The organism is Pseudomonas sp. NKUCC02_KPG (genome assembly GCF_019345465.1).
GTDB lineage: Bacteria > Pseudomonadota > Gammaproteobacteria > Pseudomonadales > Pseudomonadaceae > Aquipseudomonas.
Window position 1 is genome coordinate 48,571 of sequence record NZ_JAHKRC010000003.1, and the last position, 20,649, is coordinate 69,219.

Annotated in this window: 12 protein-coding genes; 5 read left to right on the forward strand and 7 right to left on the reverse strand. The window is 59.1% G+C overall.

What is annotated here, in order from left to right:
* The first annotated feature begins 29 nt into the window (after positions 1-29).
* From KO536_RS04900 to KO536_RS04910, 3 genes are all read left to right on the forward strand, one after another.
* Positions 30-1,289, forward strand: a complete 1,260-nt coding sequence (locus tag KO536_RS04900; protein ID WP_133078221.1) for a Zn-dependent hydrolase — start codon at positions 30-32, stop codon at positions 1,287-1,289.
* Between the two features lie 1,749 nt (positions 1,290-3,038).
* Positions 3,039-3,965, forward strand: a complete 927-nt coding sequence (locus KO536_RS04905; protein WP_133078224.1) for a DMT family transporter — start codon at positions 3,039-3,041, stop codon at positions 3,963-3,965.
* Positions 3,962-5,212, forward strand: a complete 1,251-nt coding sequence (locus tag KO536_RS04910; protein WP_219261294.1) for an ATP-grasp domain-containing protein — start codon at positions 3,962-3,964, stop codon at positions 5,210-5,212. The genes KO536_RS04905 and KO536_RS04910 overlap by 4 nt, the downstream gene beginning before the upstream one ends.
* A 4-nt stretch (positions 5,213-5,216) precedes the next feature.
* Here KO536_RS04910 and KO536_RS04915 read toward each other — a convergent pair whose 3' ends face one another.
* Genes KO536_RS04915 through KO536_RS04925 form a run of 3 tightly spaced genes read right to left on the reverse strand, consistent with a single transcriptional unit; the run spans position 5,217 to position 10,993 of the window.
* Positions 5,217-6,632, reverse strand: coding sequence for an efflux transporter outer membrane subunit (locus KO536_RS04915; RefSeq protein ID WP_219261295.1), 1,416 nt, complete (start codon positions 6,630-6,632; stop codon positions 5,217-5,219).
* Complete coding sequence (locus KO536_RS04920) at positions 6,616-7,782, reverse strand: efflux RND transporter periplasmic adaptor subunit (RefSeq protein WP_219261296.1); 1,167 nt, start codon at positions 7,780-7,782, stop codon at positions 6,616-6,618. The genes KO536_RS04915 and KO536_RS04920 overlap by 17 nt, the downstream gene beginning before the upstream one ends.
* On the reverse strand, positions 7,772-10,993 hold the full coding sequence (locus KO536_RS04925; protein ID WP_219261297.1) for an efflux RND transporter permease subunit: 3,222 nt from the start codon (positions 10,991-10,993) through the stop codon (positions 7,772-7,774). Before KO536_RS04925 ends, KO536_RS04920 begins: the two co-directional genes overlap by 11 nt.
* A gap of 188 nt (positions 10,994-11,181) precedes the next feature.
* On the opposite strand from KO536_RS04925, the gene KO536_RS04930 reads away from it, so the two are divergent.
* Positions 11,182-11,592, forward strand: coding sequence for a hypothetical protein (locus KO536_RS04930; protein WP_133078229.1), 411 nt, complete (start codon positions 11,182-11,184; stop codon positions 11,590-11,592).
* 113 nt (positions 11,593-11,705) lie between these two features.
* Here the strand turns inward: KO536_RS04930 and mapR are convergent, their stop codons facing one another.
* Together mapR and ccoG are read right to left on the reverse strand one after the other, a co-directional pair.
* The gene (gene mapR / locus KO536_RS04935; RefSeq protein WP_133078230.1) at positions 11,706-13,115 is read right to left on the reverse strand and encodes a GntR family transcriptional regulator MpaR; all 1,410 of its coding nucleotides are present in this window, start codon (positions 13,113-13,115) and stop codon (positions 11,706-11,708) included.
* 148 nt (positions 13,116-13,263) lie between these two features.
* Entirely contained in the window at positions 13,264-14,685 is a 1,422-nt protein-coding gene (gene ccoG, locus KO536_RS04940) for a cytochrome c oxidase accessory protein CcoG (RefSeq protein ID WP_219261298.1), read from the reverse strand.
* A 526-nt stretch (positions 14,686-15,211) separates the two neighbouring features.
* Between ccoG and glgB the strand changes: the two genes are divergently transcribed.
* Positions 15,212-17,437 (forward strand): 1,4-alpha-glucan branching protein GlgB, encoded by a 2,226-nt coding sequence (gene glgB / locus KO536_RS04945; RefSeq protein WP_219261299.1) that lies wholly within the window; start codon positions 15,212-15,214, stop codon positions 17,435-17,437.
* 121 nt (positions 17,438-17,558) lie between these two features.
* Here the strand turns inward: glgB and KO536_RS04950 are convergent, their stop codons facing one another.
* On the reverse strand, positions 17,559-18,362 hold the full coding sequence (locus KO536_RS04950) for an endonuclease/exonuclease/phosphatase family protein (protein WP_133078233.1): 804 nt from the start codon (positions 18,360-18,362) through the stop codon (positions 17,559-17,561).
* Positions 18,363-18,456: 94 nt separating this feature from the next.
* Positions 18,457-20,610: a glycogen debranching protein GlgX gene (gene glgX / locus KO536_RS04955; RefSeq protein WP_219261300.1), complete on the reverse strand. Its 2,154-nt coding sequence runs from the start codon at positions 20,608-20,610 to the stop codon at positions 18,457-18,459.
* Positions 20,611-20,649 lie beyond the last annotated feature (39 nt).

Below are 20,649 nucleotides of genomic sequence, written 5' to 3' on the forward strand. Positions count from 1 at the left end.
CTCTTATAAAACTGCCTGGGGAAAACACCATGAACGCATCGCACGACCTTCAGCAGCAACCCTTGCAATCGATCAACGGCGACCGCCTGTGGGCTTCGCTGATGGAAATGGCACAGCTTGGCGCTACGGTAAAAGGCGGCGTGTGTCGCCTGGCCCTTACTGACCTGGACCGTCAGGCACGTGACCTGTTCGTTCGCTGGTGCGAAGACGCGGGCTGCACCGTCAGCGTGGATGGGGTGGGCAATATTTTTGCCCGCCGCCCCGGCCTCAATCCCGACTTGCCGCCCGTGATGACCGGCAGCCATATCGACACCCAACCCACGGGTGGCAAGTTCGACGGCTGCTTCGGCGTACTTGCCGGGGTAGAAGTGATGCGAACGCTCAACGACCTCAATATCCAGACCCAGGCCCCCTTGGAGGTCGTGGTCTGGACCAACGAAGAAGGCTCGCGTTTTGCGCCGTGCATGATGGGTTCGGGGGTCTTTGCAGAGAAATTCACCCTTGAAGAAACCCTGGCCAAAACCGATGCCCAGGGAGTGACCGTCGGCGAAGCCTTGACTGCCATTGGTTATGCGGGCAGCCGCAAAGTCAGCGGTCATCCGGTGGGGGCTTACTTCGAAGCCCATATCGAGCAGGGTCCGATTCTTGAGGACGAGCGCAAAACCATTGGTGTAGTGCTGGGCGCCCTGGGGCAGAAATGGTTCGACCTCAACCTGCGCGGCGTCGAGGCCCACGCCGGGCCGACCCCCATGCACTTGCGTAAAGACGCACTGGTCGGTGCGGCTGCCGTGGTTGCAGCGGTCAATCACGCCGCTCTTGGCCATCAACCCCACGCCTGCGGCACGGTAGGCTGCCTGCAGGCATACCCGGGATCGCGAAACGTGATCCCCGGAGAAGTGCGCATGACCCTGGACTTCAGGCATCTGCTGCCTGAGCGACTGGACTCGATGATTGAGCAGGTTCGCGGGGTGATTGAAGCCACGTGCCAGCAACATGGCCTGAGCTTCGAGCTCACCCCTACGGCGGATTTCCCGCCGCTGTACTTCAACCCTGATTGCGTCAACGCCGTGCGTGAGGCGGCCAACGAACTGGGCTTGTCCAACATGGATATTGTCAGTGGGGCAGGGCATGACGCCATATTCCTTGCCGAACTTGGGCCAGCGGGCATGATTTTTGTGCCATGCGAAGGTGGCATCAGCCACAACGAAATCGAAAACGCCGACCCCGGGGATCTGGCAGCGGGGTGCGCGGTCCTGCTTAAAGCCATGTTGGCGGCTTCGAACAAATAGTTTTTTGTAGTCGCTGAGGAGCGTAGCGAGGCTGCGACGGGTTGCGCAGCAACCCTTTTCCTTGACCAAAAGAGAAGGCCCTGCGGCCCTTGTCGCAGCGGCTTGGTTTCGTCGTCAGCTGCTACGGATCGCGAGTAGCACCCACCAGGCCGGTCGGCCGCCTCGGTGCGCAATCTTCGAGGGGCAAGCCTTTTTGGGTGCATTTTCGCGTCTGGAACAAGTGCTTCGCCGTAAGGGCGAACCCCGTAGAAAGTCGTGACACATCGAATGGATATGTACTCGGCATAGGTGTGGGGCATCGCAAAACAACTGGCATACGGGGTACATATCCGGCATTCGCGGTTAACTGAAATGATGGTTTCGCCCTTACGGCGAGTCCCTTTTGTCAAACAGCCACAAAAGGAACCAAAAAGGCCTTGCCCTGGCGTACGGCCCTCGCTGCGCTCAGGTTCCCTCGTTCCGGTCCCGCTCCGTGGGCCCGCCGTGACGGGCCATCCATGGCCCAACACGGCTCTCCCGGCATCCATGCCGGTCGACCCACTACGCAGCACCTCCTCTCGGCCTCCCGAGGGGCGGGTAGATCAAAATCCCGCCGAGGCGGCCGACCGGCCGACCTGTTTGGTGCGCATCTACTGCGCAATCTTGTGTAGTCGCTGAGGAGCGTAGCGAGGCTGCGACGGGTGCGCAGCGCCCCTTCGTCTTGTCCAAAAGAGAAGGCCCTTCGGCCCTTGTCGCAGCGGCTTGGTTTCGTCGTCAGCTGCTACGGATCGCGAGTAGCACCCACCAGGCCGGTCGGCCGCCTCGGTGCGCAATCTTCGAGGGGAAAGCCTTTTTGGATTCATTTTCGCGTCTGGAACAAGTGCTTCGCCGCAAGGGCGAAACCCGGAGAAAGTCGTGACACATCGAATGGATATGTACTCGGCATAGGTGTGGGGCATCGCAAAACAACTGGCACACGGGGTACATATCCGGCATTCGCGGTTAACTGAAATGATGGTTTCGCCCTTACGGCGAGTCCCTTTTGTCAAACAGCCACAAAAGGAACCAAAAAGGCCTTGCCCTGGCGTACGGCCCTCGCTGCGCTCAGGTTCCCTCGTTCCGGTCCCGCTCCGTGGGCCCGCCGTGACGGGCCATCCATGGCCCAACACGGCTCTCCCGGCATCCATGCCGGTCGACCCACTACGCAGCACCTCCTCTCGGTCTCCCGAGGGGCGGGTAGATCAAAATCCCGCCGAGGCGGCCGACCGGCCGACCTGTTTGGTGCGCATCTACTGCGCAATCTTATGTAGTCGCTGAGGAGCGTAGCGAGGCTGCGACGGGTTGCGCAGCAACCCTTCTCCTTGACTAAAAGCGAAGGCCCTGCAGTAGCGATTACAGGTTTGGTGCTGACTGATCCCAACCACCCGGTTGAGGGCAACTGTTTGGGTGTGATGGGCAGTTTCTGTTAGAGACGACTCAGTGATTGGAGGCGATTTATGCCCAGCACTCTATTGATACTTTGATTGCTGATGAATAAGTTTTACGGTTTGTTTCTTGTGTTTAAATTTAAACGAAATGCTCTTGATGAAATTCTATTTGTGGGTGGTGGCTTAAGTGCGTCTTTAAACGAGTGGAGTAATTCTTTGTAGGGGGTTTCTTTATGTTATTGATTGTTGTGTGCGTGTGGTGTTGATTAATTGTTTTTATGTTGGTTGTTGTTTGGGTATATATTAAGTGGTGTGAGTTGGTGCTGGTGTGGTGGTAGTGGTTATGCATCCAATAAAAACAGGTGTGCTGCTCGGGTTGTTATTCTGTTTTATCAGTGCTGCGTTTGATGTGTACGTCGCCTTTGTGACGCAAACTCTCGATACTCTGGTGGTGATTTTATATTGCTTTGTCTCATCCATGCTGGTGTTTCTTGGGTGTAGCCTGTGGCGGGGCAGGCACTCGTTATTAATCAAGTGTCAACAGCATTGGCCATTAATCGTAGTGGCAAACATCTCGGTGCTGTTGAATTGGGGAGGCCTGTTTTATGCATTACGCTTTCTGGAGCCGGCAGTCGTTGGGGTTGCATCAGTGGCGTGTGGGCCGGCATTAACCTTGATTGTTTCTTCATTTATAAAAGGCATGGGCAGGGCTCGTAGTGTAGAAATAATTATCGCCATCCTTGTATTGTTGTCGGTCGCTATCATGCTTTTCAACTCATTTCTCGGGGAAAGTGGTATTTCATCCATGTCAGTCGAGCAAAGAGTTATCGGTATTATCAGTGTCGTATTGTGTGCATTGGGCACGGTGCTTTATACGATTGTGTCCAAAAAATTATTTAAGCACCATTGGCAGGTTTACGAAATCCTGGCGGTCAGGAACGTGTTGATAGTTGTGGTCTGCAGTCTATTTGTTACGTTAAGTGATGTGTCGTACAGCCTCACCGTAGAGTGGGTGCTGCCTATGTTGGTGCTGGTCGTTGTCGGTCACCTTTTGCCCATCTATCTGATTCAAAAAACCATCTTTCATCTCAGCGCAATCAATGTGGCGTTTGTGTTGCTGACGTTACCGGTTTTTACCCTGCTGCTTCAATTTATGGATGCGCGCGTTTCATTTTCGATGCCTAGCATTGCAGCGGTTGGGATTATCGTGACGCTCTTGGCTTCGCTGACGCTGTTCAATCGACAGGCAAACAATCGAGGTCTGAAATGATCAGGGTCGTTGTGGTTGACGGTTTTTCTTCGGGTAAATTGCTGGCCAGAGAACTCCATGCGCAGGGTTGTCTTTTATTCCATATGGCGTCCAGCTCTACCATTGATGATTATTACTATGCAGGTTTTGAGTTTGGTATTTACCACGCGTTCATGACTCACGCGGACAATGGCTCCACACTGTTGGCGATAAAGGATTTTGCCCCCGATTACATTGTCGCGGGGGCTGAAAGCGGGGTGCTGCTGGCCGACCAGTTGAATGAGCAGTTGGGGCTTGAATACACCAATGACTTTTCCAGGAGCCTGGCGCGCAGAAACAAGTTTCAGATGATCCAGTGCATTACCGATGCTGGTTTGCCCGCTCCAGCCCAGTGTGCGGTTGATACATGGAATGCGGGAAGAGACTGGGTTCAGGCTCGGGGCACGTTCCCGGTCGTGATCAAGCCCCTTGAGAGCGCAGGGGCGGACGGGGTTTTTATTTGCCATGACCTCGCCGCTTGCGAACGTGCATTCACCCAACTGCTGGGCACGCGCAACAAGCTCAATATCGAGAACAGCCAAGTATTGTTTCAGGAGTACCTGGCGGGCACCGAGTATGTGATCAATATGGTGTCCCAAGGCGGGCGTCAGTTAATCACTGAGGTGGTGAGGTACACCAAACGGGTGCTGGAAACCGGCAGCATTGTGTATGACATCGACCAACTGCTCGACGCCACGGTAGCGCCCTATGCAGAGCTTGTGGCCTACACCCGCAAGGTAGTGACGAGCCTCGGTATCCTCAATGGGCCCAGTCATGCTGAAGTCATGTACACCTCAGAAGGACCGAAACTGGTTGAAATTGCCGCCCGTACAGACGGGATCCTCAGAACTGGAGTCAGTGCACAAACCACCCGCATGGGGCAGATCAATGCGTTCGCGCTGTCGATCACCCGTCCCCTTGAATTTGAACGGCTGCTGATGTGTGGCACTGACTATGTACGGTTCAAGCACACCTACAATGTCAGCCTGATCAATCGTTCAGAAGGCCTGTTTACCAACGAAGCATTTATGGAAAAGTTGTCCGGACTGGCGTCGTTTTACGAGGTGGTTTTCTACGTCGTTAATGGACAGCACATTGCGAGTACAAAGGATGTGTTCAGCCAGCCGGGTACTGTGTATCTGGTTCATCCCGACCTCAACCAGATCGAGGTGGATTACGCCCGTATTCGCGAAATGGAGCAGGCCGGGATTTATTTGCAGAGCTCATAACGGGTTAATGATCGTTCCAACCACCCCCCAACGCTGTCAACAATCCCACGCTGGCCTGCAACTGCCGGGTGCGAAGCGACTGCACCTGGCGCTGGGCTTGTAGCGCTGCCGTTTGTGCCGTCACCACATCCAGATAACTCACCGCCCCGGCCTCATAGCTGTTGGTGGCAATCACCTGGGTGTGTTCGGCGGCATTTGCTGCGGCTTGCTCGTCGAGGCTTTCCTGTTGCAAGTCGCGCAGTTGGGCAAGGTTGTCTTCGACTTCGCGTACCGCGTGCAGCACTTGCCCCCGGTAGTGGGCCGATGCTTCTTCAAATTCGGCCCTGGCCTGGCGCTCCTGGCCCTCGAGCCTGCCACCGTCAAAAACAGGCAGGCTGATCAGCGGCCCCAAGGCCCAGAAACGGTTACTGGCAGCCAGCAAATTGCCGCTGCCCTGGGTTTGCCCGCCCAGCAGGCCGGTCAAACTGAAGTCCGGATACCAGGCCGCTTTTGCCACGCCGATCGCCGCATTGGCGGCAAACACCCGGCGCTCCGCCGCGGCAATATCAGGGCGGCGTTGCAGCAGGGCACTTGGCAGGGTTCGCGGCTGATCAGGCAGGTTCAGCATCTGCTCTCTGGCCGCCAGCTGGAAGTTGCTGGCGGGTTCGCCCATCAGTTCACCAATAGCGTGTTCGGTCAGGTTGCGCTGGGCACGGATGTCGTCCAGTTGGGCCTCGGCTTCGGCCAGCTGGCTCTGGGCGCGGGTAAGGTCCAGCTCGGAGGCTATTTGCCCCTGATATCGGGTACGGGTCAGTTGCAGGGCCTGGCTGTAATCATCCAGTGAGCTGGACAGGATGCGTCGCTGGGCGTCCAGTCCGTCAAGTTGAACATACAGGCTGGTCAGCTGACGCTGCAGGCTTAAACGGGCGACAGCCAGATCATCCGCCGAGGCTTGTGCCTGGGCATCGCCAGCAACCACCTGATTGCGGATTTTCCCCCACAGGTCGAGGTCGAAATTCAACGCGAATCCTGCAGTGTTGCTGTTATAGACCGACGGTTGAGTCGTGCCGCGCAAGGGGCGGTTGTCCGATTGACGTTGGCGCAGCGGTTGCCCGCTGGCTGTTATTTGCGGGAAGAGTCCGGCGTGTAACTGGCTGGCATAAGCCTGCGCTGCATCGAAGTGGGCCAGCGCCGCTGCCAGGTCAGGGTTGGCCTTGAGCAACTGCTGTTGCAGGCTGTTCAGGTGCTCATCCTGATACACCCGCCACCACTGCGGTGACAGCTGGTCGGCAGGTTGGGCGCTGTGCCACGGGCCGTCACTGCTTTGCTCGCGGTAGTGCGCGGGCACGTCCAGCGTCGGGGTGTTGTAGGTGGGCGCCAGGGAGCAGCCCTGCAACGCCAGGGCCAGCAGCAGGGCCGCGCGCTTAAGCCTTGGTTGCATGGTCGGCTCCTGTTTCGGCCAGTTTGACCCTGTCGCCTTCGCGCAAAGCATCGGGCGGGTTGTCTATGACGGTATCGCCTGCTTCAAGGCCCTGATCGATCACCAGCCGCTCCCCAAGGTCGAGGCCGATATGGATGCTCTGCAAATGCACATACTGCGCGCTGTCGAGCACGGCGACCTGGGTGCCCTGGGCGCGAAAGATCAGCGCACTGGCCGGAATGCTGACGCCGTGAGTGTCCGGCGGGATGGCCAGGGTGGCTTCGGCGTAGTCCCCGGGCATCAGGGCGTCGCCGGGGTTTTGCGCCACAAACTGCGCCATGAGGGTGCCCGAGCGCGGGTCAACCGAGGTCGAGTTGCCGATCAGGCGGGCGCTGAACATGTGCCCCGGATGCTCCGGCACGCTGAGCTGCACCTGCATGCCGGGGCGGATCACGCTGGCGTAGTTCTGTGGCACCGGCACATAGAGGCGCAGTTGGTGGGTGTCGGCTATGTCAAACAGCTCGGTGTCGCTGTCGGTATCGGCCTTGATCAACTGGCCAATGTCGGTGTGACGCGCGGTGATGGTTCCGGCGAAGGGCGCGCGTATGGTCTTGTAGGCTTCCAGCGTTGAAAGGCGTGCGTAGTCGGCTTCTGCGGCTTGGGCATTGGCGTGGGCCGCGGCGGCGTTGGAGTGTTTTTCGTCGGCCTCCTGGCGCGACACCGAATGACTGGCCAGCAGGTTTTGCCAGCGTGTATCAGTGGTGGCCGCGAGCCTGGCATTGGCTTGCTCCTGCACCATGTGAGCGCGGGTTTGCGCCAGTTGCTGATCAAGATCGGGGCTGTCGATAACGGCCAGTATCTGACCCTCTTTGACCTTGCTGCCGATATCGGTTTGCCAGCTTTTCAGGTAGCCGTTGACCCGCGCATGAATGGGCGCCTTGCTCCAGGCTTCCAGGTGCGCGGGCAGGCGCAGGGTATCGCCGTGGGCGTTATGCATGGGCTGAAACACGCTGACAATCGGCAGGGCCGCCGCTTCGGTCCATTGGCTCACCGCGTGTTCATGGCGGCTACGTGCTGCCAGGCCATTGGCGACCAGCAGGGCAGCCAGCGTCAGGCCACCGATGCCCAGGTACATCAAGCGCTTGCGCGAGGGTTTTTGATCAGACGACATGGGGCGTTTCTCCAGCAGCAGGGCTATTTTTTTCACGGCCATGCACCAGGCTGAACACCACGGGCACGAACAGCAGGGTGGCAACGGTGGCCAGCACCAGACCGCCAATAACGGCGCGTCCAAGGGGGGCGTTCTGTTCTTCTGACAAGGCCAGCGGGAGCATGCCGATCATCATCGCCAGTGCGGTCATGCACACCGGTCTGAAGCGCGTGTAGCCCGCTTCGAGTGCCGCCTTGAGGGCGTCGCCATGTTCGGCCAGGCGTTCACGGCAAAAGCTCACCACCAGAATCGAGTTGGCCGTGGCCACACCCATGCACAAGATGGCCCCGGTCAAGGCGGGCACCGATAACGAGGTGCCACTGAGAAAGAGCATCCACACAATCCCGGCCAGGGCGGCGGGCAGGGCGGTGATGATCACGAACGGATCGACCCACGACTGGAAGTTGACCACGATCAGCAGGTAGATCAGTACCACCGCACCCAGCAAGCCCAGGCTCAGGCCACTGAAGGCTTCATGCAGGGCGTCGATCTGCCCGTGCAGGCTGACAATTGCGCCTTTGGGCCGCAGGTCGGACGAGCCATCGATCACCTTTTGCACATCGGCTGCCACCGCGCCCAGATCGCGGCCCTGAATGTTGGCGTACAGGTCCAGCGTCGGCTGGATGTTGTAGTGGGTGACCACGGCCGGGCTCTCGACCCGGCTGATGGTCGCCAACCCGCCGAGGATTTGAGACTGGCCGTTGCTGCCCGTTACCGGCAAGGCTTCAAGGGCGGGCAGGCTGTCCAGGCGATATTGCGGCGTGGCGGCAACCACGCCGTAAGACACGCCGTTCTGCGGGTTGAGCCAGAAGGTCGGAGCTACCTGAGAGCTGCCCGCCAGGGAGGCCACCATACTGTTGGTCACATCACGTTCGGTAATCCCCAGGCCATTGGCCCTCTGGCGATCCACATTGACTTGCAGCGACGGGTAGCCCACCGATTGCTGAATCCGCAGGTCCGCAATCCCCGGCACATGCTGCAAGCGCCGTTGCAGTTCCAGTGCATAGGCGCGGTTGGCCGCGTCATCACGCCCGGAAATTTTCACGTCCAGAGGAGCAGGGGCACCGAAGTTGAGAATCTGGGTGCTGATGTCGGCAGGCATAAACGCAAACTGGCTGCCGGGGAAGCGCTCGGGCAGGGCTTCACGCAAGCGTTTCACGTACTCGGCGGTGGGGCTGTGATCTGCCTTCAGGGCGACTTGAATATCGCCGTCCTGTGGGCCGATAGTGCCGCTGCTGCTGTAGGCCATATCGATGCCACTCAACGGAATCCCGATATTGTCGATGATGGTGTCCAGTTGATCGGCGGGGATGATTTCCCGTATGCGCGATTCGATGCGATCGAAGTCGGCGGCGCTTTCTTCAATCCTGGTCCCCAGCGGCAAGCGCACGTGCAGGGCCAGGGCTCCGGCATCGGTGGCCGGGAAAAAGTCCTGGCCCAGACTCGGCAGCAGCGCAAACGAGACCAGCACGCAGGTCATGAAACCTGCCAGAAAGCGTTTGCGATGGGCCAGTGCCAGCTCCAACACCCCGAAGTAGGCGTCACGAACGGCCGAAAAACGGCGCTCGAACCCGAGCTGGAAATTCAGCAGCGCGCGCACGGGCGCCGAGTGTTGGCGGGTGTGTTGATCGCCTTCGTGATGGTTGATGTAGCCGTCTTCCGGGTGATGCCCGGCACCTTGCTCCGGCACATGTGGCTTGAGCAGAAACATTGCCAGGGTGGGTACCAGGGTTCGCGACAGAATGAACGAGCTGCCCATGGCGAAAATCACCGACAAGGCCATGGGGCGGAACAGGTATCCGGCAATGCCCTGCAACATGAACATCGGCACAAACACGATGCAGATACACAGCAGCGACACGAAGGCCGGGCCGACAATCTGTTTGGCACCGTCGAGAATCGCATCACGCACCGACTTGCCTTGCTCAAGGTGCCAGTTGATGTTTTCGATGGTCACGGTTGCATCGTCCACCAGAATCCCCACCGCCAACGCCAGCCCGCCCAGGGTCATGACGTTCAGGGTTTGGCCGCTGATGGCCAGCAGGGCAATGGCCGACAGCACGGCCAGCGGGATCGACACGGCAATGATCAGGGTGGAGCGCCAACTGCCCAGAAACAGCAAAATCATGGCGCTGGTCAGCAAGGCGGCAATGATCCCTTCCTGGGCCACGCTGCCCACCGATTGTTTGACGAACACCGAGGCGTCGCCCAGCAGTGAGGTCTTGAGGGAGGGCGGCAAGGTTTCATTGATGCGCGGCAGCATCCCGCGAATGCCGTCGACGATGGACAGGGTAGAGATAGTGCCGTTCTTCAACGCTGGCATCAGCACGGCGCGATGACCGTCGACACGCACGATATTGGTTTGCGGCGGCGAGCCGTCACGCACATGGGCCACCTGGCCGATGGTGATCAGCGCGCCATTGACGGTCTTGATGGGCAAGTCATTGAGTTCGTCGATGGCCTTGGGGCTGTTGTTGAGCAGCACCGTGTATTCATAGGTGCCGAGCTTTGCCGTGCCCACGGGAATAATCTGGTTTTGCGCCGCCAGTGCCGTGCCCACGTCCTGTGCCGACAGGCCTTTGGCCGCCAGCGCTTGGGGGTCAAGGTCGAGGGTGATCTGACGCTGCTTGCCGCCCATGGGTGTCGGCATGGCCAGACCGGGCAGGGCGCTGAGTGGCAGGCGAATGTTGTTCTGCACCAGGTCGCGGATTCTGGCTTCCGAGAGTGTCGGGCTGGAGAACGCCAGTTGCAGGATCGGCACCGTGGAGGCGCTGTAATTGAGGATCAGCGGGGGAGTGATGCCCGGCGGCATTTGCTTGAGCACGGTTTGCGACACGGCGGTCACTTGCGCGTTGGCCGTACGGATATCGACACCGGGTTGAAAGAAGATTTTAACGATGCCCATGCCGGGCAATGACTGGGACTCGATATGTTCGATGTCGTTGACGGTGGTACTCAGCGAACGTTCGTAGGTGTAAATCACCCGTCCTGCCATATCGGCCGGTGCCAGGCCGGTGTACTGCCACACCACGGCGACCACCGGAATGCCAATGTCAGGGAACACATCAGTGGGGGTGCGTACAGCCGCCAGCGGCCCGATGATGCAGATGAAAATCGCCAGCACGATAAACGTGTAGGGCTTGTGCAGTGCGGTCTTTACCAGCCCGAGCATGCCTGAACCTCCGGGGAGTGGAATTGCAAACCTCGGCAGTCTCACCGCCCACACCTAACGATCAGCTTTCAGCAACGTGAAGGATCCTTTAGGAATGGCCTGAAAATCCCTTCATTTTCATTCATTTGGCGCGGTGCACGGTGCGCTTCAAGCTTGAGGCCTACTCATTGTTTCGAGGCGTACCTGCGATGAACCTGAAACCGCTGTTGTTGATTCCATCTCTGAGCCTGGTGCTGTTGTTGTCAGCCTGCGCGGGGCCCATGCCCAAACAAGACCCGGGCGAAGCCTGGATCGGCCTGAAAGAAGAGGGCAACAGTGACCTGATGGCCGAGCGCGTAGACGGTAAAAACATCAACGATGGACGCTATTTTGAAGTCACCCCCGGCGCCCACCGCCTGGACGTGACGTTGTACGAAGGCGCCACGGGCGATGAGAATCAGGTGGATTGCCAGGGCAAGGTCAATTACACCGGGTTCAGGGCCGGTGAGCGTTACGAGCTGATCGAGTCAAGCCTTGGGCCTGAAGTCAGCGCACGGCTGGTGGACGGGCATGGCAAGGAAGTGGCGCACACGGCTGATTTCACCTGTATGCCGGGGTAGGTGCCTCTATACCCTTGTGGGAGCGGGCTTGCTCGCGATGCAGGCAATGAGGTCTGTCTGATACGCCCTTGCGAACCTGTCGCGAGCAAGCCCGCTCCCACAAGGGCTGTTGTCTAGAACGAACGCACGATCTTGCCCAGGGTTTCCATGGCCTTTTCGCTGGCTTCATCCCAGGGGCTGCCGTAGTTCAGGCGGATGCAGTTGCGAAAACGCTGGGTGGCCGAGAAGATCGGCCCCGGCGCGATGCTGATGCCCTGGGCAAGGGCCATCTGGAACAACTTGAGCGAGTCCATTTGCTCGGGCAGCTCGAGCCACAGAAAGTAGCCGCCCGAAGGCTGGCTGACACGGGTCTGGGCCGGGAAGTAACGGGCAATCGCCGCCAGCATCGCGCTCTGTTGTTCTTCCAGGGCATAGCGCAGTTTGCGCAGATGACGGTCGTAGCCGCCGTGCTGCAAGTAATCCGCAATGGCAGCCTGGGCGGGCATCGAGGCGCACAGCGAGGTCATCAGCTTTAGCCGTTCGATTTTCTGCGCGTATCGACCCGCAGCCACCCAGCCGATGCGGTAGCCCGGCGCCAGGCTTTTGGCAAACGAGCCGCAATGCATCACCAGGCCTTCAGTATCAAACGCTTTGGCCGGTTTGGGAGCATGCTGGCCGTAATACAGTTCGGCGTACACATCGTCCTCAATCAACGGCACCTGATGGCTGCGCAGCAACTCGACCAGGGCCTGCTTCTTGGCCTCGGGCATGGTCGCGCCAATCGGGTTCTGGAAACTGGTCATGCACCACACGGCCTTGATCGGGTGGCGTTCAAGGGTGTGTGCCAGCACGCCGAGATCGATGCCATCACGCGGATGCACCGGAATCTCCACCGCCTTGAGCTTGAGCCGCTCAAGGACTTGCAGGCAGGCATAGAACGCCGGGGCTTCAATGGCCACCAGATCACCGGGCTCGGTGACGGCTTGCAGGCACAGGTTCAGGGCCTCCAGCGCACCATTGGTGATCAGCAGTTCTTCCATGGGCAGCATCAACCCGCCGACCATGTAGCGCAGGGCGATTTGCCGGCGCAGTTGCGGGTTGCCGGGTGACATGTCGGTCACCACCATGCGTGGGTCCATCTCGCGGCTGGCGGTGGCCATCGAACGGGCAAGCCGCTGCAGCGGAAACAGCATGGGGCTTGGGAAGGCCGAGCCGAAGGGCACGGTGTGGGGGTCTTTGATCGAGTCCAGCACCGAGAACACCAGGGCGCTGACATCCACCTGGGTGGACTCGGTGATATGGCTGCTGAACACCGGCTCGCAAAACGGACTCGGTGCATGGGTGTTGACGAAGTAGCCAGAGCGCGGCTTGGCCCGAATCAGGCCACGGCGCTCCAGCAGGTAATAGGCTTGAAACACGGTCGAAGGACTGACGCCATAGGTCTGGCTGGCATAGCGCACCGACGGCACGCGCTGACCGGGGCCGAGCACCCCTGAGCGGATCAGTTCGGCAATATCGTCGGCGAATTTTTCGTAGCGTTTCATGGGATAAGGCTCGGTCCGGCGTGAGTTTCAAACATCACGAATCTGTGGGAGCAGGCGTGGCGTGTGAAGCGGGTTTGCTCGCGAGACAGGCGGCGCGGGGTCTCGGCGACAGCGCAGCGATCTTATCGCGAGCAAGCCCGCTCACACACTAACGATTAAGCGGTGCAACAAAACGGCTTTTGGCCACGCTGCGCACGTCTGGCTGATCGGTGTCGGTCACCACAAACTCGAGGGTCTGTGAACTGCTCTTCGGGCGATCGGCCAGCAAGGCAACAGACACCGGCACATCGACGATCTCACCCGGGGCCAGGCTCAGTTCGGTTTTACCCTGCAACTGGAAGTCCTCGCTGTTTTGCAACGACACTCGGTACTGCTGCGGCTCCTGAGTCTTGTTGATGATTTTAAGGCTGTAGATGTTCTCGATCTGGCCCTGGCTGTTCTCGCGGAACAGGCCCCTGTCCTTGATCACATCCAGGGACACCATCGTGCGTTGGTTCAGGGCCACCACCAGCGCCCCGATCATCACCACCAGCACCACGGCGTAGCCGATCAGGCGTGGGCGCGCCAGGTGGGTCTTGCCGCCTTGCAGTTCGTGCTCGGAGGTATAGCGCACCAGACCCGGGGCATAGCCCATTTTCTCCATCACCGAGTCGCAGGCATCGATACAGGCTGCGCAACCGATGCATTCCATCTGCAAGCCATCGCGGATATCAATCCCGGTCGGGCACACCTGCACGCACATATAGCAGTCGATGCAATCGCCCAGGCCTTCTTGTTTGGGTGCAACCCCGCGTTTGCGCGGACCACGGTTTTCGCCACGGGCCACGTCATAGGAAATGGCCAGGGTGTCTTTATCGAACATGACGCTCTGGAAGCGGGCATACGGGCACATATGCATGCACACCGCTTCACGCAGCCAGCCGGCGCTGATGTACGTGGCACCAGTGAAAAACAGCATCCAGAACAGGCTGATGCCGGCGATTTCCAGGGTCAGCAGTTCAGTGGCCAACGGCCGGACCGGCGTGAAGTAACCGACAAATGTCAGCGCGGTCATTACGCTGATGGCCAGCCACAGCGTGTGCTTGGCGGTACGGCGCAGGATCTTGTTCAGGCGCCAGGGGGCTGCTTGCAGTTTTATGCGCTGGTTTCTGTCACCTTCAGTGATCTTTTCGCACCACATAAACAGCCAGGTCCAGCTGCTTTGCGGACAGGTGTAACCACACCACACCCGCCCGGCAAAGACCGTGATCGCAAACAGCCCGAAGGCGGCAATGATCAGCAATGCCGACAGCAGGATGAAGTCCTGCGGCCAGAACGTTGCGCCGAAAATATGAAACTTGCTCTCAGACAAATCCCACAGGACTGCCTGCCGGCCATCCCAGTTCAGCCAGACCGTGCCAAAGAACAGCAAAAACAAAAAGCCTGTCCCCACTATTCGCAGTGTGCGGAACAGGCCAGTGAAGCTGCGGGTGTGGATCATGTTGTCGCTGGACTTGTTTTTATTTTTTGTGGCTCTGGGTCTAGAAGCCTCAAATGACTCAAGTATCTGGACGGGAATTTGTTCGCTCATGGTCTTTCGCTCATCAGCCTCCATCAGGCATGAGTACTATGCCCAGCGAACTGTTTACATAACAGACTCAGTTATTTGAATAAAAACCGGATCAGATGGTGTTTTGAGACGGCCTGCGACAATGTGCCGCACCCTGGCCAATACCCCGTTGTCATTGGCTTTGTGCGCCTGTAACCGACGTCTGTTGAATACAGTGTGATCAAGGTCAGGCAAATCACCGAATCACGGCAGCCAGCCTTATCCCGGTTGAAATGAGCATGTGTCTTGCATTGATAACGGCGGTGATGTCCCTGAGTCTTTTTAGCCCCGGGCTGGCTCTTGCAGTGACCTTAAAGCAACACATTGCACTGTTAATGTGCGAAAAGAGTGCATCGGGCGTAAGCCCGTCACGGGTTATTTATGAATGGATACAGATTGTCTGACAACAGCTAGTCTTTGCTCTGTCTATGAGTTAGAGGACACAGCTCATGTCGATGGCTAAAACGCGTGCTGGGTCAGACGTAACCTTTACCGGATGGAGAACAGCATGATTTCGAGCAAACAAACGGGTAAAGGTAAAGACTCGTTGTCACCCGCAGACCCGGATGTTGAGGAGTTGGCACGGGCAGAGCACTCCGATCCGTTTTCGGTATTGGGTCCCCATGGGGATGGCGAGGGCGGGCAGTATATTCGGGCATTTCTGCCGGGCGCGGTGAGTGTGAATGTGCTTGCCCGCGATGACGGACAGCTGCTTGGCAGTCTTGAAGCTTCACAAGTGCCTGGCCTGTATACCGGGCATTTCGCACAAAGCCGGCCGTACCTGCTGCAGGTTGACTGGGGCGACGCTGTGCAAGTCAGCGAAGATCCCTACAGTTTTGGCCCGTTGCTGGGTGAGATGGATCTGTACCTGTTTGCCGAAGGCAATCATCGTGATCTGAGCAGTTGTTTCGGTGCGCAACTGATCCACGTTGAAGGCGTGCACGGCGTGCGTTTTGCGGTATGGGCCCCCAATGCGCGGCGGGTTTCGGTGGTCGGCGACTTCAATGGCTGGGACGGTCGTCGTCATCCCATGCGCCTGCGCCATCCGAGCGGAGTGTGGGAGCTGTTTGTTCCGCGCCTGCAAGCGGGTGAGGCGTATAAGTATGAAATTCTGGGCGAGCAGGGGATCTTGCCGCTCAAGGCCGATCCCGTGGCGCTGGCCACCCAGTTGCCGCCCGATACCGCCTCAAAGGTTGCCTCGCCCCTGAGCATCGACTGGCAAGACGATGACTGGATGCACGCGCGTGCCCAACTGCAGCGTCATGATGCGCCGCTGTCCATCTACGAATTGCACGTGGGCTCATGGCAGTGTGAGGTCGATGATATCGGCGAGGTCGCGCGTCAGTACACCTGGCCTGAGCTGGCGGAGCGCCTGATTCCCTATGTGCAGCAACTGGGCTTCACCCACATCGAACTGATGCCGATCATGGAGCACCCGTTTGGCGGCTCCTGGGGCTACCAGCCCCTGTCGCAGTTTGCACCCACCGCCCGTTACGGCTCGCCCGATGATTTCGCGGCGTTCGTCAATGCCTGCCATGTGGCCGGGATCGGGGTGATTCTGGACTGGGTGCCCGCACACTTTCCCAACGATACCCACGGCCTGGCGCAATTTGATGGCACCGCGCTGTACGAATACGCCAACCCCCTTGAAGGGTTTCATCAGGACTGGAACACCCTGATCTACAACCTGGGACGCACCGAAGTGCACGGTTTTATGCTGGCGTCGGCCCTGCACTGGCTCAAGCACTTCCATATTGATGGCCTGCGGGTCGATGCCGTGGCGTCCATGCTGTACCGCGACTATTCGCGCAAATCAGGGGAGTGGGTGCCCAATCGTCACGGAGGCCGGGAAAACCTCGAGGCCATCGAGTTTTTGCGCCACCTCAACGATGTGGTTGCCCACGAGGTTCCGGGCGCCCTGGTGATTGCCGAAGAGTCCACGGCGTGGCCGGGGGTCAGTCAAAGCACCGACCAGGGTGGGCTGGGCTTTTCGTATAAATGGAACATGGGCTGGATGCATGATTCGCTGCATTACATTCAACAGGATCCGGTGTACCGCGCCCATCATCACAATGAGTTGAGCTTTGGCCTGGTGTACGCCTGGACCGAGCGTTTCATCCTGCCGATTTCCCATGATGAAGTGGTGCACGGCAAGCATTCGCTGATCGACAAAATGCCCGGTGATCGCTGGCAGAAATTCGCCAATCTACGGGCGTACCTGAGCTTCATGTGGGCCCATCCGGGCAAGAAGCTGCTGTTCATGGGCTGCGAGTTCGGGCAATGGCGCGAGTGGAATCACGATCAGCAACTGGACTGGTATTTGCTGCAATACCCCGAACACCGGGGTGTGCAGAAGCTGGTGAGCGACTTGAACCGCTTGTACCGCGAGCAACCTGCGCTGTATGAGCAGGACGACGTTGCGCAGGGGTTCCAATGGTTGATCGGTGATGATGCGGCCAACAGCGTTTACGCCTGGCTGCGCTGGAGCAAGGACGGTTCGCCCTTGCTGGTGGTGACCAACTTTACCCCGGTACCTCGCGCTGGCTACCGCATCGGCGTGCCGTTTGCCGGCACCTGGCAAGAGGTGATCAACAGCGATTCGGCCACCTATGCCGGTTCTGATTACGGCAATGGCGGCGGGGTAGTGACCGAGGACGTGCCGAGCCACGGGCAGAGCGTGTCCCTGGCATTGAATCTGCCGCCGTTGGGGGTGTTGATACTGCGGCCGGTGTAAGCCTGCGGGAGCTGGCTTGCTCGCGATGGGATCGACGCGATTCAACCGGGAAATCGCGCCGCCTGCATCGTGAGCAAGCCCACTCCCACAGAAGCACCGCCAGCAACAGAGAGGTTCAGGCCTACAAATGCACCTCAACCGCCAGCGGCAAATGATCCGATAAATGCGTCCACGGCTTGTTGCCGAGGATCTTTGGGTCGTGGCTGGTGGCATTGCGCAAGTAGATGCGGTCCAGACGCAGCAGCGGCCAGCGCGCCGGGTAGGTTTTGGCCACCTGGCCATGATGGCGCTCGAACACTTCGTGCAGGTCGTCCCGTTGGCGCAGGGCAGCATTGCCTTGTTGCTTCCAGTCGTTGAAGTCCCCGGCAATGATGACCGGCTCATCAGGCGGCAGGGATTTGAGCAGTTGGTTAAGCAGTACGATCTGTAGCTGGCGATGGCTTTCCAACAGGCTCAAATGCACGCAAATGGCGTGCACATTGCTATGACCCGGCACGTCCAGGACGCAATGCAGCAGGCCGCGCCGTTCAGGCCCGGTGATGGAGACATCGAGATTGCGCGAGGCCTTGATCGGGTACTTGGACAGCAGGGCATTCCCGTGATGACCATCTGGATACACGGCGTTACGGCCGTAGGCGAAGTCGCTCCACATACTGTCGGCGAGAAACTCGTACTGCGAGGTGGCTGGCCAGTCTTCGTAGCGCGATGCGTGTTTGTCATGCTCGCCGAGCACTTCCTGCAGAAACACGAGGTCGGCGTCGGTACTGCGCACCGCTTCGCGCAGTTCAGGGAGGATGAAGCGACGGTTGAAGACGGTGAATCCCTTGTGCGTATTGACCGTCAGTACCTTGATTTGATGGACAGCAGGCGCTGTTGCCGTAGTGGCAGATAAAAGTGTATTGCCGACAACATCTTCAGCGGGCATGGTCACTCCTCTGTCAGTGGCAGTTCTGAGCGGCAAGCTCAAGGCTGTAGTCTGCCGCTTTTGATGGGGGTGGACTTGATGTTTATCAATACATTCACGACACCTCGGTGTGTTGCAGCTCAAACATCACCAGCGATCGTCCCGTGACCTCGTAGGGCTTGTTGAATGGCAGATGCTGGGGGCCTTTGATGTTCGGGTCTGTGGTGTCGAGCTTGCACGACCAACTGATGCCGTGGGGCACTTTGGGCAAGTTGAAGTTGATCGAGTCGTGGTTAGCGTTGACGACGATCAGCAGTGACGCGTCATCCCCGGCCCGTTGAACCCCGGACACTTGCGCCCGGCCATCCAGCAGCATGCCCAGGCACCGGGCCTGACCGTCATGCCACTGCTCGATGGTCATCTCGTTGCCGTCGGGTGCCAGCCAGGTGACGTCTTTAACCCCGGGGGTTTCGCTGGAGTGCCCCTCCAGAAACAGGCCACGACGCAAGATGGGGTAGTGCAGGCGCAGCTTGATCAGGCGTTTGACAAACGCCAGCAGCGATTTGCCGGGCTTGTCCAGTTCCCAGTTGATCCAGCCGATTTCGCTGTCCTGACAGTAGGCGTTGTTGTTGCCGTGCTGGGTGCGGGCGAATTCGTCGCCGGCCACCAGCATCGGAGTGCCTTGGGCCAGGAGCAGGGTGGCCATGAAGTTGCGCATCTGGCGCTGGCGCAGCGCATTGATGTCGGGATCGTCGGTTGGGCCTTCGACTCCGTGGTTCCACGAAATGTTGTTGTTGCTGCCGTCCTGGTTGTTTTCCTCGTTGGCTTCGTTGTGCTTGTCGTTGTAGGACACCAGGTCGTGCAAGGTGAAGCCGTCATGGGCAGTGATGAAGTTGACCGAACTGTAGGGCCTGCGGCCACGGTGATTGAACAGATCGGCAGAGCCGGTCATGCGTCCGGCAAAGTCGGCCAACTGGCCTTCGTCGCCTTTCCAGAAGGCGCGCACGGTGTCGCGAAAGCGATCGTTCCACTCCGCCCAGCCGGGCGGGAAACCACCGACCTGATAGCCTCCGGGCCCGCAATCCCAGGGTTCGGCGATCATTTTGACCCGGCGCAACAGCGGGTCCTGGCGGCACGCCACCAAAAAGCTGTGCCGTTCGTTAAAACCGTCGTGATAACGCCCCAGAATGGTCGCCAGATCGAAGCGGAAACCATCGACGTGCATTTCCCGGGCCCAGTAGCGCAGCGAGTCGGTGACCATCTGCAAGACGCACGGGTGGCTCAGGTCCAGGGTGTTGCCGGTGCCGGAATCGTTGATGTAGAAACGTTTTTCTTCGGGCATCAGCCGATAGTACGAAGCGTTGTCGATGCCGCGCATGGACAGGGTCGGGCCCTGCTCGTTGCCTTCGGCGGTGTGGTTGTAGACCACGTCCAGAATCACTTCCAGCCCGGCCTTGTGCAGGCGTGCGACCATTTCCTTGAACTCGGCGATCTTGCCGCTGGCCAGGTAGCGCGGGTCCGGGGCGAAAAAGGCGATGCTGTTGTAACCCCAATAATTGGTCATGCCTTTTTGCAGCAGGTGCTGGTCGTTGACGAACCCGTGGACCGGCAACAGTTCGATGCTGGTGACGCCCAGGCCGGTGATGTGCTCGATCACTTCATCCACCATCAACCCGGCAAAGGTGCCCCGCACCGCATCCGGTACGGCGGGGTGGCGCATGCTGATGCCGCGCACGTGGGCCTCGTAGAAAATGGTGCGGTCCCAGGGCACGTTGAGCCGATGGTCATGGCCCCAGGTGTGCGCCGGGTCGATGACCTTGCATTTGGGTACAAACGGCGCGCTGTCGCGCTCGTCAAAACTCAGGTCGGCGTCCGGGTGGCCGATGGTGTAGCCAAACAGGGCTTCGGACCATTTGAGCTCCCCCACAAGCTGCTTGGCGTAGGGATCGATCAGCAATTTATGGTGGTTGAAGCGGTGGCCGTTTTCCGGGTCGTACGGGCCGTACACGCGATAGCCGTAAACCTGGCCGGGGTGTGCGTCTGGCAAGTAACCGTGAAATGTCTCGTCGGTGTACTCGGGCAGTTCGATACGTTCCAGCTCGACTTCACCGGCGGCGTCGAACAGGCACAGTTCGACTTTGGTGGCGTTGGCTGAGAACAGGGCGAAGTTGACGCCCAACCCATCCCAGGTGGCACCCAGGGGGAAGGGCAGCCCTTCGCGGATGCGCAAGGGGTCGCCAGTGGGCGCGGCTGACGTGTGTTTACTCATGACCTGCTCCTGCGTATTAAGGACTTGAGGCGCGTGCGC